Consider the following 24749-nt stretch of genomic DNA (forward strand, 5'->3'; position numbering starts at 1 on the left):
AATTGTCAAGATTCTTTATAAATCGTCCGATATTTGCTATTGTTATATCTTTAATCATTGTAATTTTAGGTACAATCTCTGCTTTTAATCTACCAATAGCACAATATCCACAGATTTCTCCACCTACAATTACTGTAAGCACAACTTATACAGGTGCCAATGCTGATACTGTAAATGAAACTGTTGCTCAAGTAGTTGAACAGCAAGTAAACGGTGTTGAAGGCATGGACTATATGAGTTCTACTGCTTCAAATGATGGTAGATATAGCTTACAAGTAGTCTTCAAATTAGGTACTGATGGTGATATGGACTCAGTAAAAGTACAAAACAATGCTTCTACTGCTGAACCAAGCTTACCAACTGATGTTCAAACATACGGTCTTACTACTCGTAAAGCCTCTAGTGATATGGCAATGGTATTGACTTTGACATCACCTAACGGTACTTATGATAGTGTTTTCTTAAAAAACTATGCTGATATTTATCTCGTAGATAAAATCAAACGTGTTCCAGGTGTTGGGGACTTAAACGTATTCGGTGCTGACTATGCAATGCGTCTTTGGATCAATCCTGATAAATTAGCAGAACTTGGTCTTACTGTAGCTGATGTTGTCAGTGCAGTAAAAGAACAAAACATTCAGGCTCCTGCTGGTACAATCGGTCAGATGCCTGCACCAAAAGACCAAGAATTCCAATATACAGGTAAAGTTCAAGGTCGTTTAATAACACCTGAAGAATTTGGAAACATTATTATTCGTTCTGATAATAATAGTGGTTCTTTTGTTCGCGTAAAAGATATTGCTAAAGTAGAAACCGGCGCTCGTACAAATAATATTTCTGCTAAATATAATAATCAAAATGCTGTAGCTTTCGGCGTTCAACTTACAAGTGATGCTAACGCAATGGATACTGTAAGCCAAGTAAAAGAAATCCTTGAAGAAGCTAAAGCAGACTTCCCTCCTGATTTAGAATATGAAGCAGTTGTAGATAATACAACATATATCAGCGAATCTATTCAGGAAGTTGTTAAAACATTTGTTGAAGCCCTCTTACTCGTTATGCTCATTGTATATATCTTCTTACAGAGCTGGCGTGCAACTTTAATTCCAATGCTCGCTGTACCAGTTTCCCTTATCGGTACTTTTGCAGCCTTCATTGTATTAGACTTTACTATTAATACACTTACCTTATTCGGTATGGTTCTTGCCATCGGGCTTGTTGTCGATGATGCTATCGTTGTTATCGAAAACGTTGAGCGTCATATGGCAGAAGATGGTCTTGACCCTAAAGAAGCAACAGGTCGTGCTATGGACGAGGTACAAGGTCCAGTTGTCGCTATTGCCTTCACACTTGCCTCTGTATTCGTACCAGTAGCAGGTTTAGGCGGTATGACAGGGGTTTTATATCGTCAGTTCGCTTTGACTATTGCTATTTCTATGGCATTATCTGCCTTTGTGGCTTTAACACTTACACCTGCACTTTGTGCTACTTTGTTAAAACCACATACTCCTAATGAAAATAAAGACTCTACTATAGGCAGTTTCTTTATTAGATTTAACCAATTCATGAATTGGATGACTAGAGGATATGTAAAATGTATTGCTTTCCTCATTGGTAAAGCTAAACTTTGCGTAGTATTTCTTGTAATTATCACAGCTCTCATGGCTGGTTTATTTAGAATATTACCAACTACATTCATTCCTCCAGAAGACCAAGGTTTCTATCTTGCTTCTGTAACATTACCTGAAGGTACTTCTTTAAATCGTACAGAAGAAATAGTGGATAAATTATCTGCTGAACTCAAACAAAATCCAGGTGTTGACCAGGTTATGGGTATTTCTGGTTATGATATTTTATCTGGTGGTGCAAAATCTAGTGCAGCTACTTTCTTCGTTGGTTTAAAACCATGGAGTGAAAGAACTACCCCAGAAACAAGTATCGATGCTGAAGTTGGTATGGCATTTAAGCAAGGTATGAATTACCCAGAAGCTTCTATCATCGCTATGAACCCACCTTCCCTTCCAGGTCTTGGTATGGTCAGTGGTTTCAATCTTCAATTACAAGATATGAGCGGTCATACTAATGAAGAATTAGATACTATCACTAAAAAAATCGTTGCTGCCGCTAATCAGCGTCCAGAACTTCAAGGTGTATATACTACTTACAGTATAAAATCACCAATATATGAATTTGAAGTAGACCGTGAAAAAGTTAAAAACTTAGGTTTAAATATCTCTGATGTGTTCACTGCTCTCCAAGTAAACTTTGGTGGTACAGAAATCAACGATTTCAACCAATTTGGTCGTACTTATAAAGTAGTAATGCAAGCAGATAGCAATTTCCGTAATGAAGCTGATACAACACGTTTCATCTTTATTCGCGGATCTAATGGTCAAATGGTTCCATTAAATACTATAATTAAACCAAAATTAGATTCAGGTCCTGCTATCATCTCTCGTTTCAATGCTAGCAGAAGTGTTACAATTCAAGGTAGTCCAAAAGATGGATATAGCTCTGGTCAAGCCATGGCTGCTATCGAAGAAGTTGTAAAAGAAGTGGCACCTACTGGATTTAATATTGACTGGTCTGGTCAAAGCCGTGAAGAACGTGCTGCAACAAGCTCTACAACTCAAGTTATGGCTCTTGCTCTTGTATTCGTATTCTTATGCCTTGCTGCTTTATACGAAAGCTGGAGCGTACCATATGCTGTATTGTTGACTGTTCCAACTGGTATCTTTGGTGCTTTATTATCTGCATATGTCTTAAATATGCAAATCAGTATCTATATGCAAATCGGTATCATCGTTATCATCGGTTTGGCAGCTAAGAACGCTATTCTTATCGTAGAATTCGCTAAAGTTCGTGTTGATACTGGTATGAAACCATTAAAAGCTGCTTTAGAAGCGGCAAAACTTCGTCTTCGTCCAATCATAATGACATCTCTTGCATTCATCATCGGCTGTTTACCACTTGCTGTAGCAACTGGTGCTGGTGCTGCTGCTCGTAATAACATGGGTATTGCCGTTGTTGGTGGTATGATTTTTGCCACTATCTTAGGTGTATTCTTAATCCCTGTTATGTATCTTGTTGTTATGAAAATAACTTCTTGGCTCACTGGAGATAAGAAAGTTAAACCAAAATCCGAAGTCGATAAATTTATGTAATTTTTTTGACCAATATTATCTTTTGATATAAAATAAAAATCGCTTTTTATGCTTATCTATGATATAATTGGCTAAATAAATACTATGAATAAGATGCTATAAATTTATAGCATCTTATTCTATAAATTTAAGGAGATATACTTATGATTTTAAAAAGAATGTTTCTGACTTTTATGAGTATTTTTACACTACTAGCTGTAGCAGCTATGCCAGGCACAAGTTTTGCAGCAGACGGATATTTATATACTAGCGAACGCTTCGGTTACAGTATAAAATGTCCTGAAAAACCTCTCGCTGTAATTAATTTGAGTATTCTTTCCCCTCAAGAACAAGGAGATGTTCTCATATTTGAAACAGATGGTCATAACCCTACAAAATACTGGGTTATTTCCCCAAATGCTTTCAGTAATGATACTTTCCCTGACCTTGATAATTTAACTGATGAAGCTAGACAAGATTTATTTACTCGATTAGCTATTGAACGTGGATATGAAGCGATTTCTCTTGTTCCAATTCAAGGACATAATGCTATTTATGCTGTTACTGCAAAAACTATCCAAATCGATACAGATAAAGATGGTCAAGTAGATAAAACAATTGAACAAGAAGGACAACATATCGAAACATATTTTAAAGGTGCAAAATCCAATTACTGTATCGTTTTATCATCAAAATCAGCATTAACTGAAGATGATATTAATAATTACCAATATGGTTTATTATCCTTCAATGATAAATAATCTTAAAAATAGAGAAAAAGCCAGTATAACTGGCTTTTTCTTTTATTCTCTATTGACATTTTGACCTATAATTATATAATAATAATTAACGGTTAGCACTCTTTGTATTAGAGTGCTAATAATTCATTTTTAATCTAAATTTAGGAGTGACAAATCTTGGCTAAAGAAACACATCAATTTCAAGCTGAAACTAAAAAATTACTCGATTTAATGATACATTCTATTTATACAAACCGTGAAATATTCCTTCGTGAATTAATTTCCAATGCTTCTGATGCAATCGATAAATTACATTTTGAATCACTTACAAATCGTGATTTACTCGAAGGCAATAGCGATTATGAAATTTTCTTAATTCCTGATGAAGCTAGCCATACATTAACTATTTCTGATAATGGTCTTGGTATGAATAGAGAAGAACTCATTGAAAACTTAGGTACTATCGCAAAATCTGGTACAAAAGCATTCTTGGAAAAACTTCAACAAGCTAAAGAAGGCGACAATGACACTCAAAAAGATTTAATCGGTCAATTCGGTGTAGGTTTTTACTCCGCTTTCATGGTAGCTGAAAAAATCACTGTAGTTTCCAGAAAAGCCGGCGAAGCTCAAGCTTATAAATGGGAATCCACAGCTGACGGTTCTTACACTATCGAAGAATGCACTAAAGATAGCCGTGGTACTAATATCACTATCACACTTTTACCTGAATTCTATGGTGATAAAGCTGAAGAAAACTTCACTGACACATATAAATTACAATCTCTTGTAAAAAAATATTCCGATTATGTTCGTTACCCAATCAAAATGAACTTTGTCATTGAAGAACAGCCAAAAGATGCTGATGGTAAACCAATCGAAGGTGCTGGTACTATCAAGAAAAATGAAGTTCGCATCTTAAACTCCATGCAACCACTTTGGGCTAAAAATAAATCTGAAATCAAAGAAGAAGAATACACTGAATTCTATCAAAATCTTTTCCATGATTGGGAAAAACCAATGGAAGTAATGCACAATAAAATCGAAGGTAATATCGAATACACTTCCCTTTTATTCTTCCCTGCACATGCTCCTTACAATCTTTATCATAGCGACTATGAACCAGGCTTACAGCTTTATTCTCGCCATGTATTCATCATGGATAAATGCAAAGACCTCTTACCTGAATATCTCCGCTTCGTTAAAGGTTTAGTTGACTCTCCTGATTTCTCCTTAAATATCTCTCGTGAACTTTTACAACAGAGCCGTGAATTAAAATTAATCGGTAAAAACTTAGAAAAAACTATCTTAAAACAATTAGCAAATACACTCAAAAAAGACCGCAGTAAATATGAACAATTCTGGAAAGAATACGGTAAATCCTTAAAAATCGGTATCTATGGCAGTGTATACAATGGTGGCAGTGATGTAGTAAATAAATTAAAAGATTTACTCTTATTCACAACTTCCAAAGAAGATAAACTCATCACTTTAAAAGAATATGTAGAAAATATGCCTGAAAGCCAGAAAAAAATCTATTATGCTACAGGTAAAGACCGTGCAAGTATCGATAGCTTACCACAGATGGAAATTCTACGCGATAAAGGTATTGATGTATTATACTTCCTTGATAACGTTGATGAATTCGCTATTGAAGTTATGCGTGAATATGAAGGTAAACCATTCCACTCCATTAGCCGTGGCGATTTAGACCTTGATGATGTTGAATCTCAAGAAGTGAAAAAAGAAACTGAAACAATCGCAAAATCCAATGAAGATTTAATCAAAGATATCAAAGAAACTCTCGGTGATAAAGTTGCTGAAGTAAAAATCAGTAGCCGTTTAAAATCTTCTGCTGTTTGCTTAGTAGCTGACGAACAAGGTCCAAGCTTTGCTATGGAACAAGCTTTTGCTGATGCAAATAATCCAATGTTCAAAGCTAGACGTATCTTAGAAATCAATCCAAAACATGATTTATTTGCTCGTTTACAAAAAGTACATGAACAAGGCAAAGAAAGTACTGCCTTCAAAGATTATTGCTCACTTTTATATGCTCAAGCACTTCTCATCGAAGGTATGATGCCAGAAGACCCAGCTGCAATTGCTAATAAAATCGCTGAATTGATGGCTAAATAATTATATTTATATAAAAAAATCCTACAGAATTTATCTGTAGGATTTTTATTTATGATTTTATTTCATTACTTTTTCATCTACAATATTATAAATAGTGTATTTAACAAGTTTTAAAATTCGGCAAGCTTCACCATCAACTAATTTATATTGAATTTCACAAATGCCACCAGTCGGATTAGCATTTGTATCATCTTCTAAATAAAGTGGAAATGTTCTTTTGACATACTCCCCATGCCTAAAGGCAGGGGATTCTTGGATACAAACGATACTTGCCTACTAAAATAGCAGGTCTTACTATATCTCTCCAAAGAAGGTTGATGCCCCAACCTTCCATATCTAAAAAAATTTATTAATAAAATATATTCTCTCTATCTTATTCTAGATAAATTAAAAAAATCCTATTTACTTAAAATATATCTTTCAATACCATAAGCTACACCATCTTCAAATACTGATGGAACTACAATTTTAGCACTATTTCTAGCTTTTACACTGCCATTTGCCATTGCCATACCCATTCCCACTGTAGATAAAATTTCAATATCATTATCTCCGTCACCAAAAGCATAGCTATCTTTTATATCTATATTCAATAATTCTAAAACCTTTAATGCTCCTGTAGCTTTGGAATTTTCTTTAGCATAAACTTCTAAATGACAATAATTATGGTTCATATCCTCTACATAAGTCATATCTTCAGGCAAATTCTCTATAATATATTTTCTATCTTCATGTCTAGGTGAATCTATTTCTAATTTATAAACATCTATAGCTTTTTTATCATAATCGAAAGTCAGTTGGTCAGCAAATATTCCATACTGCCCTAAACGATAGATTAGATATTCAAATTTTTTATCTACATAAGTATGAAAATCTCCTTGTAAACTGTATTGCATATCATGTTCATCACAAATAGATGTGATTTTTTCCACAAAAGATTTTTCAAGTGGCGCTCTATAAATAATCTTATCATGAAAAAATATAACTGAACCATTGAGCAATACATAACCATCAAAACCAAAATTTCTTATTTTTTCATCAAGAAAAGCAAGTGAACGACCACTAGCAATAAATACATAATGACCTTGCTCTTGTAATTTACGAATCGCTTTTTGTACGTTTTCACGCATATAACGATAATCTGGATGTGTACCTTCAATCAAAGTTCCATCAATATCAAAAAATACTGCTTTCATAACATACCTCATTACTAAAAATTTTATCTTTATTTTAATAATCTCTTTCAATCAATTCTATTTCTTGCTCTGTAGGATATATTCCATGCTCATAAATTTTTTCATAAATTCTTGGAATATTTTTCAATCTATTATTCATATCTACTATATCAAAGGATGCTAAATCTATATCATCATCTAATAACCATTCACAATAATTTTCATATTCTTCACCACTTTTTTCACTATAGGCTTCAGCAATACTTTTTAATCCATCAATACCACCACAATCTTCAATAATACCATATCCTTTACCTTTTAATACACGTGGTAAATCCTTTTTCGATAATGTTTCATCTATGATAATTTTTTCTAATTTTACATTTATTTCCCAATCATCACCAAAATCATATGTAAATCTAGTTTTAGGCATCATTGGTGTAATAAAGTGTTTCATTTTCACATCAAAAATATTAAAGTCATAAATCCTTTTATCTAATTCATTAGTTTCACTATCAGGTAATCCTATCTTTATTATATTTAATAAAAATTTTCTTGGTATCTCTATATTTTCTCTTCCCAATTCCTTTATTAATTTAGATTTATTCAATTCCATCTTAAATTCAAAATCAAACAAATGATTAGCTCTCATTTCAAAAAGAGTCATAACAATATATGCTAATCTTGCTAAAGAAATATCTTCCGAAACTTGAAAACGACGCCACATTCTTGGTTTATAACCTTTTAATTCAGCATTAAATTGATAAATCAAACAATTTGTCATAATATATTACCTTTTCTTCATTATAATTTTTTAAATTCTTCTTATAAAAATATTTGCATTATCTATAGGAATATTGTACCATAAGAAAAAACTAAAATATATTAATATATCCGTTGTGCTAGTTAATTTCTAATAATTGTACTGTGTATACTAAAAAGCATTGTTCCAATCTTAGTTGAAATCCTATTAAAGATTTAACACATATTCTTTCTATGTCGAATAGATTTACCCAACTAGAAAAAAATGTTTCTATATATCTTCTCTTTCTTTTTAAATCATTTGTTATTTTTTCATCTTCCCGTATCTTCATATATCCCTTATCTGCAATAACTTTACTACATCTGTATTCACTAAGCAACGTTTTTACCAATGCAGTATCAGTTTTTGAAGCTTTCGTTACAACATATGCTCTTATTAGTCCGTTGTTATCAATTTCAAAATATCCTTTAAATCCGTAATAATACTGTTTTTTTTAGCATTAGCACAAGCCGGCAATGGTAAGCTGTCCATAATCAAATAAGCAGGATTTGGAGAATAGTTTTCAGATAAACTGATACATACATACGCATGTATTGTAGGGAAAAAAGAGCATTACAGCAAATACGATTAAAACGGGAAAGTTCAAGAATTTGACCTGGTTTAAAAACAATATTTTTCAAAAAGGAATAAAAACGGAATTGATTTGTAATATCTAAAAAAACCTGCCAACATAATAAAGAAAGAATAACAGCATCGTTTAATTTTGATTGAGTAACATTTCTACGATATCGAATACGAAGTTAAAATTTGAAATTATTTGATTTACAATGATATTGCTTCAACATTATGCACACTTCTTTGAGTTGGTATACTTAGAAATGTACTCTTGTTAAACCTTTTTTCAAGCTATTTTTTAACTAACACAACAGGTATATTATTAATAATTTATTATAGAAAGTAGTATGATTTTATGTCGCGCGTTTTTGATAAATTTTATTTTAAGCCTAAACAAACAATTTTAAGTATAGATTCTTTAATTAATGCTTCTCGATCTCATGATGAAAATATTGCTCCTTTTATTAACAACATGTTTTGTCCGGAATGTCTTCAAGCTCAATTAACATTCTGCCATGAAACCTCTAAACATAAAGCTTATTTAAAAAGAATTCCATCATCGAGCCATGCTCCTAATTGTTCATACAATTATAAATATGCCTCTAATTCCAGTATTAAAAAATATATTACCAGTTTATCTTCCAATCAAGTTGAAGATAAATTAAATTCTATTTTACATTTATTAACACGAAAAAATATAACAAGTAACACTTCAACAAATTACTCTAAAACCAATTCAAATAATCATAAAAATCCTTTATTAGTTTATGATATAAATAATTCTGTTTCTGGCGCTCTACCACAAAAAAAAGTTAATTCTTATTTAGATCCAAATATTATTGGTAATGATATTTATCTTTTCTATGGTGAGAATATTAAAATCAAACAAAATATCATTGATAAAAATAATAAAAAATTTTATCTTTTAGAGTTTAAAGCTAAAAATAAAAACCAAGAATGGACTTCCCGCTTTAAAATATTTAGAAATACTATACGCGATATTATAGATGAAAATGCTGAATATTATATTGCTACAATAGGCACACTAAATTTAAATTATTCAAAATTACAAATATCACCATTACTTCCTAATGCGTTAAAAATTAAACTCATGCCTAAATAAAACTATTTAACTATCCAAATTTAATAAAAAATTACTGAGGTTATATTATGTATCAACTAAAAAACTCAATAAAAAATACCATACACTATTCTTTTCTACTAAGTACAACTAATGCTATAACTCATATTGGTTATGGAATTGATAATAATTATGTTCGCTGTTGTTCTACATCTATTGTTTCTTTCTGTAAAAATAATCCTTAAGAAAAGTTTCATTTTCATATAATCTCTTCTATTATTTCCAAAGAAAATCTCAATAATCTACAAAAATTAGCTGAAAAATATAATATTAACTCATTGTGCTAGTTCATTTTTTATTGTATAAACTAATAAACATTGTTCCAATCTTAATCGAAATCCTAAAATAGATTGTACTCTTATTCTTTCTATATCAAATAAATTTACTAATTTAGAAAATACTGTCTCTATATATTTCCTCTTCTTTTTTAGAAATTTACTATTTTCTTGTTTCTTTTCTTTCATATTTTTTCTTGATGGTGTCCAAAACCATATTCCTTCTTTTTCCAATTTCTTTTTTAATTCATTACTTAGATATCCTTGGTCTGCTAAAATATATTGACATCTATATTGTCTTAACAAATCTTCTACCATTTTTATATCATGTTTAGATGCTTTACTCAATGTATATGCCCAAATGTATCCATCACTTCCTACTTCAAAGCTACCTTTCAATCCATAATAATATTGCTTTTTAGTGGCATTATAGCCAATATCTGCATAATCTGTAAGTACTTTACATCTTTTATTACGAAGAGGTTGACATAATGGTAGTGGTAAACTGTCAATAATTGTGTATTTAGGATTATTTGAATGTTGTTTTAATATACCAATACGTATCCATTGCAAAAAACAAAAAGCATTATTGCAAATACGATTAAAACGTGAACGCTCAGGAAGAGAAGATTTAGGAAAAATATTATTTTGCAAAAAGTAATAAAAACGAAGCTGAGTAGTAATTTTAAGCTCAACTTGCCAACAAAGTAAAGAAATAACAAGGACATCATCTAATTTACAGTGCTGAATATTTCTGCGATGGCGAATAGAAGAAGGAACATATTTTTGGTATAAAGGTTGAATAAATTTGTACCAATTTAATAAATGGGATTGAAATTTTAAAGTATTTAGCTTACAATGAGATTGGTTCAACATTAGATACACTTCTTTGTGATGAAATACTTAGAAATGTACTCTTGTTGAACTTTTTTTGCAAGTAAAAATTTTAACTAGCACAATACGTAAGATCTAATTATATTAATGGAGATTTCATTATGTCAAAAGAGAAGATTATATCTAGTCTAGATAATCTTATTTTTGCTTGTCTAGTTATTTATTCATTAACTTTTATTACTAATATTAATACCAAATTTTTATTTTTCGCTTTTTATATATGTATTTTAAAATTATTTTTTATTAAACCCAAAATTAATTTATCCACAAAACATATTCATTTTATAATATTATTTATCACCTGTTTATTTATATCTCTTATATCTAATAACTTATTACAATTAGATAATATTACTGAATATAAATCTGACGTTCTAAATCCTCTAATTGGACTAATTATATTTTTTATTTATAAAATAACCTATAAGAAATTTTTAATATTATTATCAACTTTTTCTATTTCATTATCTATAAATGCCTTAATTATTTTATATCATTCTTATTTAGGAGAAGTTGGTCGTCCTGTAGGATTATGTGATTTTCATTATATGTTTTTAGCTGGTGTTAATTTATTAATAATACCATTTATTCTAACTTATTCTCTAAATAAAACTACATATTATAATAAATTACATTGGTTATTTCGTTTTACTATTTTTATAAATATTCCTGCTTTAATATTTGAAAATACTCGTATTGTTTGGTTAGCTTTTTGTATCATTTTTCCATTAGTAATTTTCCTAGGAATAAAAAATAAATTCAAAGCATTTCTTATCATTTGCTGTATAGCTATCTATAGCTTTGGAATCTTCCAAATGTCTCCACAATCTACAAATAGATTAGAAAGTATTACTAATAATAGCTATGAAAACCAACCTAATTATGAACGTTTATTAATGTGGCAATCAGCTTCTAATATGTTTATTGAACATCCTATTTTTGGTGTAGGCTATGGAAATTACTATACTAACTATATTTCAGAATATCGTTCTCCTTTAGCCAGAGAATACCAACGTCACCCACACAATACGTTCTTAGAAAAATTATCTGAAGCTGGTATTTTAGGAGGTATTAGTTATTTATTGCTAATATTATATTTTATTTTTAATAGCGTAAAAACTTTTATAAAAAACAAAAATCCTATTAATTTATCTTATTTAGCTTGCATATTAGCATATTCTATTGGTTGCTTAACAGATTGTTTATATTCATCATACAATTTAAAAGAATTAACTTATATATTTTACTTATTTACAGGAATATATTTGATTTTAAATTCTTATATAAAACAGGAGCATCAATATGAATAAAATTAGTATTATTATTCCTATTTATAACGTAGAACAATATTTACCACAATGTTTAGATAGTATTATTAATCAAACATATAAAAATTTGGAAATTATTTTGATAAATGATGGTTCTACTGACAATTCTGGTAAAATTTGTGACAATTATGCTAAAGTAGATAATCGCATCCATGTTTTTCATAAAAAAAATGAAGGTGTTAGTTCTGCTCGTAATCTAGGATTAGAGAAGTGTACTGGTGATTTTATAGGTTTTGTTGACCCAGATGATTTTATAGAACTTAATATGTATGAACTACTCTATAATGAGCAACAAAAAACAAATGCTGATATTGTTTGGTGTAATTATTATAATTATTTTTCTAACGAACATTATAATATAGTAAATATATTTAATGAAAATAAACTCTATAAATTACCTTTTGCAATAAATAAATTAGGTATTGATTTATTTATTAATAAATATTATGAACACTCTCATCTTTGGTCCAAATTGTATAAAAAATCTATATTTGATAATATAAAATTTCCTTATAAGAAAACATTAGAAGATCTTTCTATTTTTTTACCTACTCTTATGAAAGCAAATATAATTTGTGTAATACCTCAAGCATTATATTATTATAGAAATAATCGAATAAATAGCCTTATTAATCTTTCTAATAAACAAACAATAAATATAGAAGCTATTGAAACTTATATAATTTTTTCTTTAGACTATGCATACTATTTTCCTAATTATCCTTATAAAAATATACTCCTTTTTAATTCTTATAAAAATGCTTTTGATATATGCATGAAAAAAAATTGTTATACTTTATATCAAAAAATATTAATTTATCAATTAAAAAAATTATTATTAACCACTTTACCTTTAAATATAAAATATCGTATCCTTAAAAGATATATTTTATTTCTACTTAGAACTCTATTAAGGAGGTTTTTATGATTAAAATAAGTATAATCATTCCTGTTTATAATGTAGAAAAATATCTTGCAACTTGCTTAGATAGTGTTATAAATCAAACATATAAAAATTTAGAAATTCTTCTAATTGATGATGGTTCTACTGATTCCTCTGGCTTAATTTGCGAACAATATTCTAAAAAAGATACTAGAATAAAAACTATTCATAAAAAAAATGGTGGTTTAAGTGATGCTAGAAATGTTGGTATATCTTATGCCTCTGGAGATTATATCTCCTTTATTGATTCTGATGATTTTATTGATATAAACACTTTTACTATTCTAAATCAATATATAAAACAATATAACGCAGACATAATTACATTTAATTATTATGATTATTATAATAAAGATAAAATATCTCCTCATTTACTTTTTAATAACTTAAAATTTTACGCTCAACAAGAATTTCACTCTACTTTTGCTAAAGATTTATTTAATAAATATGAAATGAATGTTACTGCATGGAATAAAGTATATAAAAGAAAAATATTTAATAATATAAAGTTTCCATATGGAAAATTATTTGAAGATACTTTTTCAGCTATATATATACTCAATCAATGCAACAACATTTTAGTTATACCTGATACTTTATATTATTATAGACGTAGAAATGATAGTATCATTGGTAAACATATTCAAGAAAAAAAGTATAATATTATTAATATCGATTCTATTGAAGCCAAAATTATGTCTGCTGTTGATTTTTATATTTTTGCTAATCATAATAAAGAATCAACAGAAATGTTATTTCGTATTTTAAAGAACTCTCTTGATGATATTCTATTTTCTGCTAATAGAAATCAATATAAGAATTATGAATTAGCTTTAATTTATTTATTAAAAAATCTTTATAAAAAACCCCAGCTATCTCTAAAAATAAAATTTGGAATATTAAAACGTTGTTTTAATATAGAATTATATCGTAGATTAATAATATTATTTAAAAAATAATATCTATTTTATCTCTTTGTCTATTTTTAATAATATCTTTTTCTTTATTATATAATCTAATTCTATTTTCAAAACTATTAATATACACATCATGAACATAATAAAGACTAATCCTATTGTATTTTTATTAGCAATTGTATTTAACATAAGTCCACAACACGCTATAAATAAGGATATTGCTAATGCATTGAACATACAATAATTATTTAAATAAACATCTTCAACAATTTCTCTTAATCTCTTAACACCTAAAAATTTTTCTCTTTTGCTACAATATTTAATTGCAAAAACTATATATTTTTTAACATTATTATCATTATTATTTTTAATTGCTATTTTAACTTTTTTTCTAAATACAAAAATTATAAATACCGCAATAATAGCAATTACAACCAATAACATATTTATATTGAATACTAAATCATCCATTATTTTTACCTTCTTAAAATAATATTGTTTTATTTAATAATACTATTTATATCTTGTTCATTTTCTAAAAAAATTACTTTCGATTTTATAAAAAGTAATTTGTATGGTATATTTACTTTCTTAAAAAACACTTTACTTAAACTAATCACTTTTACTTTATTAGTTGAAAATTTTTCTACATTTAATAACGCTGATGATTGATAACTTATTACCGCTTTTAATTTAGTATTTGCATAAAATAATAATTCTGCCGGCTCTATTTCTTTATAAATCTTCAACTGTTTAAAATTCTTTTTATAATAGTTTAATTTTTCCTTACTATCATTTGGATGAGGTTTATAATATAAAACTGCTTTTTCCCCTAATGTAGATAATATTTTTCTCAAACAATTTACTTCTTCTTCTACTGTAAATAAACCTTTTTCTACCATTGGTTGACTTAAATATAATACACTATTCTCTTTAAATACCTCTTTTAATAACTGCTGAGATTTTAAATTTTGCATTGCTTGATTTATCATTTCAACAGTTATTTCTTTTGTCGCAGGTGATTTTCTTTGTAAAAGCCATGGTTGATACATGATATCCAATTTTCCAGCAGGACTTTCACCTTCTGCTTCCGTATTAATATACATATTCCCATGTATTCCTGATATCCATTTTAATAAATATGTTTTTACTTTATGAAATAACGCATGACTTTTTTTACGCCTTCTATTTTCATTGATATATGAATATACACCATCTTCAAAACGATAAAATTCATTTTTACCAACAGCCATTACTAATAATTGATTTACAGGAGATATATCTACCCCAATAAAAACTTTATCAATATTTAAAGGTTTAATATTTTCTTTTACATAATTGGCTTGTTTACGATAAGATTCTTTTTTATTCTTACTAGATAACCAATCTAATAATAAAAAGACTTGTTTATATCCACATTTTGTAGTTGACATATATGTCATTAACTTATTTGTTTTCCATTTTTCATATCCATGAGGATGCATTAATACTAAATAATTTTCATCTTTTTTATAAATACTATGAGCTAATATAAAACACGTTAATAAATGATATGGCGTATTTACTACAAATAAATTTTTCATAATTTATTTCCTCTATAATTTACTTTTTATTTTATAAACAGCATATTTTAAATACCAATAAAAGGCATTAATATATTTTCCATAAAGAAAACTAGAACGCCCCATCATTTTCATACTTTTATAATTAACAGGTTCAATTAAAGGAATATTTCTCCATAATGACTCTTTTGAAACTGATAAAAAATGTTTTTTAAATGGGTGTAAACACCATTTAGTCCAAGGTTTATATCTACCTACATAATGTACAAAAATCACATTTTCAGGTACTTTCCTTTTCTTATGTTTCATATTTAATAAAAAGTCATATTTTTTATCTAAATATAAACATTTATTATCTAATATTATATTTAATGCATCTTGATCTAACCATGGTAAATTTCCAACATTATCAAAAGATACTTTTATAACTTTATCAGATATATTTTCTTCATTCCATTTTTTTACATCAATATACATAAAACCTGCATTAAAATATTGATTACTTTTTAACGATAATAATTTTATTTGTTTTTCTCTTACATATTTTAAATCACCAACTACTGCTACTATATTATTTTTCAAATCTAATTTCATCAAATTTGATAAACTACCAAAACATTGTATATCCGCATCAATATAAATTAATCTATCTACTATATTATTTAAAATTTTAGGCATTAATAATCTATTATATGTGGCTTTTGCAAAATGTGTTGTGGATGGTAATTTATTAAAAATATTTGGATTTATAATATAAATTATCATTGCTATATTATACTGTTTTGCAAATTTTTCTAGCAAATTTAAGGAAATAAAATCTATAGTATCAATAAATATATGAAAAATAATATTTTCATTTGGATTATTTTTCACTATTGAAGTCATTGATACTCCCATAGGTCTAATAAAATTTTTGTCTATACCAAATCCTATATTTATATATGAATTATAATTCATATTATTCATATTATATATTATTTTTTCTTTTACAAAATCATTCATTACAAACCTCTACATTATCTTTATTTTTTTAACTTTTTCCAAAACATTGATAATCTTCTATATTTCTCATATAAACTAGCATTATATTTTAATAAACATATTTGTCTTTTATATTTTATTGATAAATTATTATTTTTATATAAATTTATTAATTTTTTTCTAGTTTCATTCTCTATTTTTTTATATTCTTCTCTATCAGATAAAGTATATATCCTATCTAATAATCTTTTATAATGTCTATATAAATTTACACTACAAGCATTATAACAGTTTATATAATCTAAAGTTTTATCATTTTTTACATTTTGTAAAAACAATTCATGTTCTCTTACATTATTTAAATATGCCTCAATTTTTTTATTACTAGTTAAACTACTCTTTCTTATTCTTTTATTATAAAAAACTTTTTTCATGCAATAAAAAGATTTTGCATATTTTATAGTCGGATATAGAATTCTTAAATCTTCTCCTAAATTTACTCCTATGGGAAATCTAATATTCCTAAAAATATTAGATTTATATAATTTATTAAAAATAATCATATCAAAATTTCTATATTTAAAAATAACTTCTATTAATTTATTCTTATCTTTAAAAATCTCATCTTTATCTAATTTAAAAAATATACTATTCTTATTATTTTCATCAATTTGTTGATAATTACAACTAACAATGTCTACACCAAAAGTTTTTATAATCCCAAACATTTCTTCATACATATTAGGTTCAATATAATCATCTGGATCTACAAAAGCAATATAATCACCTTTAGCAATATCTAATCCTTTATTCCTAGCAGAACTAACACCTCCATTTTCTTTATGTAATACTATTATTCTATCATCAATCTTCGCATATTTATCACATATAATTCCACTTTTATCAGTTGAACCATCATTTATTAATATTACCTCTATATCTTTATATGTTTGATTTATTATTGATTCTATACATTTTTCCAAATATAATTCTACATTATATATTGGTACTATTATACTAATCATAAAAATTCTTTTATCCTTCTCTCATAATTTTTATACATAAGTTCTAGATTAAACTCTTCATTAATAAATCTATATGCTTTTTCACTAAAAAATTCTCTTATATTTTCATCATTTTTCATTCTTAATATATTATTAGCTAAATCTGATACTTCATTTTCTTTTACTAATAATCCCGTTTTTTCATTTAATACAATTTCATTTACGCCTGGAACATCAGTTGCTATTATTGGTGTTTTTGAAGCCATTGCTTCACATAATACTAATGGTAACCCCTCATAATGTGTAGCCAATACAAATAAATCTGTTTTTACTATTAAATCTTTAAAATTACCTTCTATTATTTTTATATTATTATCTAAATTATGTTCAGAAATATACTTTTCACATTTTTTTCTAGTTTTTCCTATGCCCATTAATAACAAATTAATTTTTTCATTTTTTTCTTTAATCAAATACTCTATCGCTTTAATCAAAGTCATTTGATCTTTTTGTTTACTGAAACGAGCAACCATTCCTACTGTGAAAATGTCATGCTTTTCCTTTGCTAAATCAAAACTTTGTATATCAATACCATTATAAATTACTTCTACTTTTGATTTATCTATACCTTGCTTAATCAAGTGATTAGCTACACCCTTAGATACACAAATATATTTGTCTGTATATTTATCTAATTTTTGTGTTAAATATCTTCTAAAAGCAGTATATTTTTCTGTATTATGTTCTACATGTATTAATTTTACTGGTATTTTAGCATATACTAAGGCTAATTTAGTCCAAATATGTGTACTATATCCATGAACAATAATTAAATCTGGTTTACTATGTCTAATAAACTCACCTAAAGACAATATATAATCTATAGTAAATTTGTCTTTTATAACAATAATACCTTTTAAATCAGTATTATTGTATTTACGAAAAATATCTATAACTTCATAACCCTTAGTTTTTAAATAATTACTTATATCTATTGCAATATTAAGTGAACCTGACGGATTACCAGATACAATACTTAAAATTTTTTTCAATTACTTCACTTCCTTTTAATTTTACCATCCAATTACATCCTTTAAATTCAAGCTTTTTCAACTTTTACCATCCAATTACCATCCAATTACCATCCAATTAATTTCCCATTCTTAATCTATCTGCTAATTTTTGTACACCTACATAAAGCTCTAATTTTGTTAATGATTTTGAATATGCTCTACCTCGTCCATTACCTGTGATTACTATTAGATCAGTATTACTTAATTCTTTTATTGCTCTTTGAAAAACATATTTACTAAGTTTTAATTCTTCTTTTAATTCTTTTGCTGTATATTTATTTTTACCATTTTTATCAATATAAGTAAAAATTAACTTAGCTTCCTTTGATAAATTCGGATATGTAGAAACTAAATCTACTTTCCATATTTTTATGTTTGTTTCTTTGAAATTAGTTTCTACCTGTGGTTGTTTAAAACTATTAGTAATTGCAAAATCAAATATTTCTGGTCCACCAGAACCTGCTCTCTCTGATAAACCTAATCTTCTAAACAATGTCATTATTACTGTATTTCTCGGACATGAATTTCCACCTTTTATAAATTCTTCCGTAGAAACTAACATCATTCCTGGATTATTAAATTCATAATAATTACTATATACATTAACAATTATAGATGATGTACTTACATAATAATCAGCATGGACAATCATATTTATTAATGCCTCTCTTAGAATCACTAATAACTTTTCTGGAGATTTTCTTATCAAATTTTTCTCCAGTTCAAAATCATCTGTTATTGTACTTTGTAATTTTTCCATTATAAGAAAAAAATAATTCATTAAATTTAAATTTAAAAAAGACATATCATCAGAAGCTACTCTATCACTCCATCTTGCATTATTTCCTCTTCTATCAAAATAATCTAAATGAAAATGTGGAAATCTATTTATTATAGCATCTATTTTTCCAAAAAATAATAAACCACCTTCTGTTATATAATATTTATTATCATTATAATCTAATTTTAAAGCTCCCATTTGTATTAGGAACTTTGATACATCCATATCTAAGTATTTTGTATCATGTGTATGCTCAAAAATATGTTGCCTATATTTTTGTATAGATAATAAATCTAAATCTCTTTCTATTGTATAATTTTTTAATAAACCCACATCTTGAGCTAAATTTCTATTTCTCAATAATATTTGTAACTGTTCTATATTAACTTTTACATCTGCTGAATTTAACCTAATATATGTATTTGTTAATACATTATTTAAGTAAATAGGTTTTTGCTGATGAGTTGCTTCTGGTACATTAATAATTATTATTGATTTATCTTCTATTTTTTTTATTTGCACATCGTTATTAGATAAAAGATTATAATTTACTTTATTAGTATTTGATATACATGTCCAAAAATCATCACATACTTTAGTTGGGTTTTCAACACCTGTAATTTCAAATTTATATTTTTCTCTATATTTTTTATCTCAGTAATACCTAAAATAATTTTACCACCATGTGTATTTGCAAACGCACTATATGTTGACCAAAGATCTTTCGGTAAAATTCTCTTGCACTGTTTACATTCTATATCTTGATTTTCTGCTTCTAAATTATTTATAAAAGTAACTATATTTTCTTCTGTCTTCATTTAACATTAATATCTCCTATAAAACATTAATTAGTTTTATTATCTATTATCTCATTATATATTTCTATAATCTTTTTTATCATTATTTGATTAGCAAAATCTTTTTCTACTTTTTTCCTTGCATTTATTCCCATTTTGCTACATAAATCTTTATCTTGAGCTAATATATTTATCTTATTTACTAAATCATCATCATCATTATATTTTACAAGAAATCCTGTTTCTTTATCACTTATAACTTCACTAATGCCACCAACATTAAAAGCTATAGCTGGCTTTTGCATTGCCATCCCTTCAGCCAAAACCAATCCAAATGTTTCAAAATATGATGGTAAAACCATAACATCTGCTATATCTATATAATTTTCTACATCTGTCTTATGACCTAATAAATGTACTCTATCTTGTAAATGATATTCTTTTATTTTTTTCTTTAAATCACTGAAACCTTTTCCTTTACCAATTACTACAAGATGCCATTTTTTACTAACTTCATAATTTTTCAATACATCAAGTAAATGCTGATGTCCTTTATTTCGCAAATTTTTAATACGCGAAACTATAATCATAGTAAAAGCCTCTTGTGGTATATTATATTTTTTTCGTAATAAATTTTTATTTTGTCTATTTGGCTTAAATTTTTCAATATCTACACCATTATAAACAACTTGTATTTTTTCAGCTAAAAAGCCTTCTTTTATTGCAGATTTCCTAGAAAACTCACTTACAGCAATAATCTTATCCACTTGATTTATAATGTCTTTCACTTTTGCTGGTAATACACCATGAGCTGTATATACTATAGGAATATCTAATTTATACTTATTTCGTGTCTTTACGGCTACAATACCTGCTGCTTCTGAATTGGCATGTATTAAGTCTATATTATATTTTTCTACAATACGTTTCAATAATAATCCTGATATAAACTTACTTAATCTAATCGGTAAAAAAAAATGTTTTATTCCTTCTTTTTGTAATTCAACCGCCAATGCTCCACCAGCAGAAGCAATAAATACATTGTAGCCTAATGATTTTAAACTACGAGCTACCAAAGCTACATATGATTCAGCACCACCTATATTCATACGAGGTACTAATAATAAAATATTTTTCATAAAAAATTACTCCATAATTTTTCTTAAAGAATTAACAATATTTTCTACCTTTATATTTTCTGTTAAAACCTCACAACGATATAATGATTTTTCAGGAGCCCATGCGTCTAGATGTGCTTTTGTATGAATATAAAATAAACAAACTGTAGGTACATCTACTGCCAAACCTAAATGCATAGTCCCTGTATCCACACTAATTAAAGCTTTACAATTAGCTAGTAGCGCTCCAAGTTGAGCAATAGTTGTCTTATCTACTAAATTTATAAAATCATCTTTAGCTATTTTAGACAATTCTTCTCCATATTCTTTTGCTACATTCCCTGCCCCTAATAGTAATAAAGTATAACCTTTACTTTTTAATGTTTGTATTAATTCTTTACAATCTTTTAAAGGCATATCTTTTTCTTTCTTTTTAGAAGTAGTACATATTGCTACTAATTTATTATCTTGTATATTTAAACCTTCTAATAACACTTCAATATCATCATATGATGATTCTGGCGGTATAAATTTCATTGGTAATTCTCTTATAGCTTTTTTACTATATTGTTCTAATAAAATACTATTTTTAGTCTGTACTTTTGTCTTACCATGATAATCTATTTCTCTAGGATTATCTAATAAAAAATTTATTATACCTTTATTTTCAGCATATACTTTTTTAGCCCCAAATAATTTTGCTAAAACAATACCTCTTTCATTACCATAGATAACAAAAGCTGCTTCAAAACCTAATTTAAATTTTTCTTTATATTCTTGATAAAAATTCCATGCTCCCTTTACACCATGATGTTTACCCTTTTTATCATAAGCTACTACTTCATCTACTCCATCACAGTAGGTTGCTACTTCTACAAATGGCTTATTAACAATAAAAGTTATATGTGAATCTGGATATAATATTTCTATATTTCTACATAAAGGATTAGTAAGTAAAGTATCTCCAAAAAAAGATGTATTAATAACTAAAAATTTTTTCATAAAATCTTTCCTTAAAAATTTATTGAATATCTTCCTCATATTCGTATAATATATTATTATACACTATATCTAAGGTTAGGAAAAATTATTATGTTTATACTATTATTAATTATTTTATGTATATTTTTTATCTTATATTTAAAATTTAAAAATTATGTACCAATTTTAATGTATCATCGTATAGCCGATATTCCTAGTGATAGAAATGCTCTACCTAAAGAAAAATTTGCCGAGCAACTAGAATATTTATCCACACATAACTATCATACTATTACACCAGAACAATTATATAATCACTTCATAAATAAGGCTAAATTACCTAAAAATCCTGTTCTACTAACTTTTGATGATGGATATCAAGATAATTATCTTGAAGCCTTACCGCTATTAAAAAAATACAATATGACTGCTGTTGTTTTTCCTATTTACAATTGGATTGGTAAACCTAATAAATGGGAAAATTTCGGTAAACAAGAAACTACTACCATGAATTTAGCAGAATTAAAATCTTGGCTTCATCATGGTCTAGATATCCAACCTCATACTGCCGACCATCCATTCCTAACTCAATGTAATGAGGAAAAATTAAATTTAGAAATTATTGATACCAAAACAAAATTTGAAAAATTATTAGATAAACCTATGGATTATCTTTGTTACCCATATGGTTTTTTCAATCAACAAGTAATAAATATAGTAAAAAAAGCAAATTATAAAATGGCATTTGCTATCTTTGAAAATGTTCCACTTTGGCATATTAATCTTTTTGCTCTTCCACGCATTCCCATACCTTCACACCAAAAAATGTGGGAATTCAAATTAAAAGTAAGCTCTATTCACATTATTTTCGTTGCAATGCGAAAATGGGAACGACAATTTAAACAACTAAAAAATAAATTTAAATAAATAAAAGGCCTCAAGAATATAAATTCCTGAGGCTCTTTTTATTATCTTATACTAAAATATCTTATATGAATATATCTTCTTTTAAAGGAAATATCATATGTACAGCAAACAAGAGATATATATGCTATGATTTCACAGCTTTCTTCTAATAATTGATTATAATTACCAAATTGTACTAAACCTCTATCAAATACACATTGACTCAATATGCTTGTTACTATAAAAAACAAAAATTCACCTAATGGGATATACCAACAAATTCCTTGTCTTCTGCTTTGATAAAAATATACTCCCAATAAAATCAAGGCTATTAATATTAAAATCCCTACTGTTGGATAAACTACTGAACCATACCATAATTCATGTACTTTTACAAAAATCTGTTCACCATTTTTATCTATACCAATAGGATAAAATACACGACCCCAACTCAATTCTCTACCAATCATCAATATATAAATTATTATCGAAGCTACATAAAACTTTATACTATCATATAAAATAAAATCGCGTATTTTCCCTATACAGATTACAATACCTAAAAATAAAATTACAACTTCTAAATTCTCTAAAAAATGATTTTCATAACTATATTCTATAGGCAAGACAAATGATAACCCAATAAAAATAACAGTTAAAATACACAAAATAACTAAAGCTTTTGTATATCTAATTTCAAAATTTAACATCTATATTCCTTCTTTATTTCTTTTTAAATGATATATCATAAGTAAAGCATACTAAAGAACAATATGCTAATATCTCTGTGCATTCTTCTAATAATTGACCATAATCTGCTAAAAACTTAATTAAATTTTTTTCAAATACTATCTGACTCAAGATCATCATAATTATAAATAAACGAATGCTATATCTAGGTATACTACAAATAATCTGTTCTTTTTTTATGTATTTATAAGTTTGTATCATTAAAAATAATGCTATTAAAACTAGTACTGCAATTATAGGATATACTATTGATCCATACCATATTTGATGGATATTCATAAAAATTTGTTCACCATTTTTATCAATACCGATAGGATAAAATACTCTACCATAACTTAATTCTCTAGCAATCATAACAATATAAAAAATACCACATGCTAAATAAAACTTATTAATTTTATCTTTATTTAAATTTGCAGTTTTATATAACATATTTATAAAACCAATACCTAATATAAATACTTCTAGATTTTCTAACAAATGATTTTCATAACTACATTCTATTGGTAAAATAAATGCTTGAGGCAATAATAAAACCATCAAACCAATTAACATATAATACGTCTTATGCATATATTTATCTACACAAACCATCAATACCATCCTTTACAAAAATTTAAATTTATTTTCATCTAAAATTCATTTTTATAAAATATACTATAATTGAGATAATAGAATATTTTTTTATCTATAAACAAAAATAAAGAAGTAAATTTTAAATAATTTACT

At 26.8% G+C, this 24749-nt stretch carries 23 protein-coding genes; 8 read left to right on the top strand and 15 right to left on the bottom strand.

All coding sequences use genetic code 11. The features are described from left to right. The first annotated feature begins 2 nt into the window (after positions 1 to 2). The 3 genes from GXM21_RS10985 (at position 3) to htpG (ending at position 6016) form a co-directional block, all read left to right on the top strand. Complete coding sequence (locus GXM21_RS10985; RefSeq protein ID WP_008539643.1) at positions 3 to 3164, top strand: efflux RND transporter permease subunit; 3162 nt, start codon at positions 3 to 5, stop codon at positions 3162 to 3164. A 143-nt stretch (positions 3165 to 3307) separates the two neighbouring features. Further along, positions 3308 to 3904: a hypothetical protein gene (locus GXM21_RS10990; RefSeq protein WP_008539642.1), complete on the top strand. Its 597-nt coding sequence runs from the start codon at positions 3308 to 3310 to the stop codon at positions 3902 to 3904. Positions 3905 to 4060: 156 nt separating this feature from the next. Continuing rightward, entirely contained in the window at positions 4061 to 6016 is a 1956-nt protein-coding gene (gene htpG / locus GXM21_RS10995) for a molecular chaperone HtpG (RefSeq protein WP_008539641.1), read from the top strand. A gap of 398 nt (positions 6017 to 6414) precedes the next feature. Here htpG and GXM21_RS11000 read toward each other — a convergent pair whose 3' ends face one another. The 3 genes from GXM21_RS11000 to GXM21_RS13080 all read right to left on the bottom strand — a co-directional run bounded on the left by GXM21_RS11000 (position 6415) and on the right by GXM21_RS13080 (position 8408). Continuing rightward, on the bottom strand, positions 6415 to 7212 hold the full coding sequence (locus GXM21_RS11000) for a Cof-type HAD-IIB family hydrolase (protein WP_008539640.1): 798 nt from the start codon (positions 7210 to 7212) through the stop codon (positions 6415 to 6417). Between the two features lie 34 nt (positions 7213 to 7246). After that, complete coding sequence (locus GXM21_RS11005; RefSeq protein ID WP_008539639.1) at positions 7247 to 7975, bottom strand: plasmid pRiA4b ORF-3 family protein; 729 nt, start codon at positions 7973 to 7975, stop codon at positions 7247 to 7249. 118 nt (positions 7976 to 8093) lie between these two features. Further along, positions 8094 to 8408, bottom strand: a complete 315-nt coding sequence (locus GXM21_RS13080; RefSeq protein ID WP_225092139.1) for a hypothetical protein — start codon at positions 8406 to 8408, stop codon at positions 8094 to 8096. A 516-nt stretch (positions 8409 to 8924) separates the two neighbouring features. On the opposite strand from GXM21_RS13080, the gene GXM21_RS11015 reads away from it, so the two are divergent. Continuing rightward, positions 8925 to 9692, top strand: a complete 768-nt coding sequence (locus GXM21_RS11015; RefSeq protein WP_008539638.1) for a hypothetical protein — start codon at positions 8925 to 8927, stop codon at positions 9690 to 9692. Between the two features lie 293 nt (positions 9693 to 9985). On the opposite strand, the gene GXM21_RS11020 is transcribed toward GXM21_RS11015, so the two are convergent. Then, entirely contained in the window at positions 9986 to 10861 is an 876-nt protein-coding gene (locus GXM21_RS11020; RefSeq protein ID WP_018999377.1) for an IS982 family transposase, read from the bottom strand. A 566-nt stretch (positions 10862 to 11427) separates the two neighbouring features. Here GXM21_RS11020 and GXM21_RS13085 point away from each other — a divergent pair. The 3 genes from GXM21_RS13085 to GXM21_RS11035 are packed head-to-tail and all read left to right on the top strand — an operon-like array spanning position 11428 to position 14109. After that, entirely contained in the window at positions 11428 to 12189 is a 762-nt protein-coding gene (locus tag GXM21_RS13085; protein WP_244263886.1) for an O-antigen ligase family protein, read from the top strand. Next, a complete protein-coding gene (locus tag GXM21_RS11030) occupies positions 12182 to 13135 on the top strand; it encodes a glycosyltransferase family 2 protein (protein ID WP_008539634.1) in 954 nt (317 codons plus the stop codon). The genes GXM21_RS13085 and GXM21_RS11030 overlap by 8 nt, the downstream gene beginning before the upstream one ends. Next, the gene (locus GXM21_RS11035; RefSeq protein ID WP_008539632.1) at positions 13132 to 14109 is read left to right on the top strand and encodes a glycosyltransferase family 2 protein; all 978 of its coding nucleotides are present in this window, start codon (positions 13132 to 13134) and stop codon (positions 14107 to 14109) included. The genes GXM21_RS11030 and GXM21_RS11035 overlap by 4 nt, the downstream gene beginning before the upstream one ends. A gap of 3 nt (positions 14110 to 14112) precedes the next feature. Here the strand turns inward: GXM21_RS11035 and GXM21_RS11040 are convergent, their stop codons facing one another. From GXM21_RS11040 to GXM21_RS11080, 9 genes are all read right to left on the bottom strand, one after another. Further along, entirely contained in the window at positions 14113 to 14538 is a 426-nt protein-coding gene (locus tag GXM21_RS11040) for a hypothetical protein (RefSeq protein WP_008539630.1), read from the bottom strand. A 29-nt stretch (positions 14539 to 14567) separates the two neighbouring features. Further along, positions 14568 to 15650 (bottom strand): glycosyltransferase family 52, encoded by a 1083-nt coding sequence (locus tag GXM21_RS11045; RefSeq protein ID WP_008539629.1) that lies wholly within the window; start codon positions 15648 to 15650, stop codon positions 14568 to 14570. A gap of 12 nt (positions 15651 to 15662) precedes the next feature. Next, positions 15663 to 16631, bottom strand: a complete 969-nt coding sequence (locus GXM21_RS11050; protein ID WP_008539628.1) for a glycosyltransferase family 8 protein — start codon at positions 16629 to 16631, stop codon at positions 15663 to 15665. Between the two features lie 20 nt (positions 16632 to 16651). Beyond that, positions 16652 to 17635 (bottom strand): glycosyltransferase family 2 protein, encoded by a 984-nt coding sequence (locus GXM21_RS11055; RefSeq protein WP_008539627.1) that lies wholly within the window; start codon positions 17633 to 17635, stop codon positions 16652 to 16654. Next, entirely contained in the window at positions 17632 to 18666 is a 1035-nt protein-coding gene (locus GXM21_RS11060; RefSeq protein ID WP_008539626.1) for a glycosyltransferase family 4 protein, read from the bottom strand. The genes GXM21_RS11055 and GXM21_RS11060 overlap by 4 nt, the downstream gene beginning before the upstream one ends. Positions 18667 to 18763: 97 nt before the next feature. Beyond that, the gene (locus GXM21_RS11065) at positions 18764 to 19990 is read right to left on the bottom strand and encodes a DUF8451 domain-containing protein (RefSeq protein WP_008539625.1); all 1227 of its coding nucleotides are present in this window, start codon (positions 19988 to 19990) and stop codon (positions 18764 to 18766) included. A 26-nt stretch (positions 19991 to 20016) separates the two neighbouring features. Next, a complete protein-coding gene (locus tag GXM21_RS11070) occupies positions 20017 to 20286 on the bottom strand; it encodes an AlbA family DNA-binding domain-containing protein (RefSeq protein WP_008539624.1) in 270 nt (89 codons plus the stop codon). A 26-nt stretch (positions 20287 to 20312) separates the two neighbouring features. Further along, positions 20313 to 21404: a glycosyltransferase family 4 protein gene (locus tag GXM21_RS11075; RefSeq protein WP_008539623.1), complete on the bottom strand. Its 1092-nt coding sequence runs from the start codon at positions 21402 to 21404 to the stop codon at positions 20313 to 20315. A 6-nt stretch (positions 21405 to 21410) separates the two neighbouring features. Beyond that, entirely contained in the window at positions 21411 to 22385 is a 975-nt protein-coding gene (locus tag GXM21_RS11080) for a glycosyltransferase family 9 protein (RefSeq protein WP_008539622.1), read from the bottom strand. 90 nt (positions 22386 to 22475) lie between these two features. Here GXM21_RS11080 and GXM21_RS11085 point away from each other — a divergent pair, with 90 nt between their 5' ends. Further along, a complete protein-coding gene (locus GXM21_RS11085) occupies positions 22476 to 23291 on the top strand; it encodes a polysaccharide deacetylase family protein (protein WP_008539621.1) in 816 nt (271 codons plus the stop codon). A 41-nt stretch (positions 23292 to 23332) separates the two neighbouring features. On the opposite strand, the gene GXM21_RS11090 is transcribed toward GXM21_RS11085, so the two are convergent. Both GXM21_RS11090 and GXM21_RS11095 read right to left on the bottom strand, forming a co-directional pair. After that, a complete protein-coding gene (locus tag GXM21_RS11090) occupies positions 23333 to 23980 on the bottom strand; it encodes a hypothetical protein (RefSeq protein WP_008539619.1) in 648 nt (215 codons plus the stop codon). A 13-nt stretch (positions 23981 to 23993) separates the two neighbouring features. Beyond that, positions 23994 to 24614, bottom strand: a complete 621-nt coding sequence (locus GXM21_RS11095) for a hypothetical protein (RefSeq protein WP_008539617.1) — start codon at positions 24612 to 24614, stop codon at positions 23994 to 23996. Between the last annotated feature and the right edge of the window lie 135 nt (positions 24615 to 24749).

The sequence above is a fragment of the Megamonas funiformis genome, from assembly GCF_010669225.1.
In the GTDB taxonomy this organism is placed as follows: Bacteria; Bacillota; Negativicutes; order Selenomonadales; family Selenomonadaceae; genus Megamonas; species Megamonas funiformis.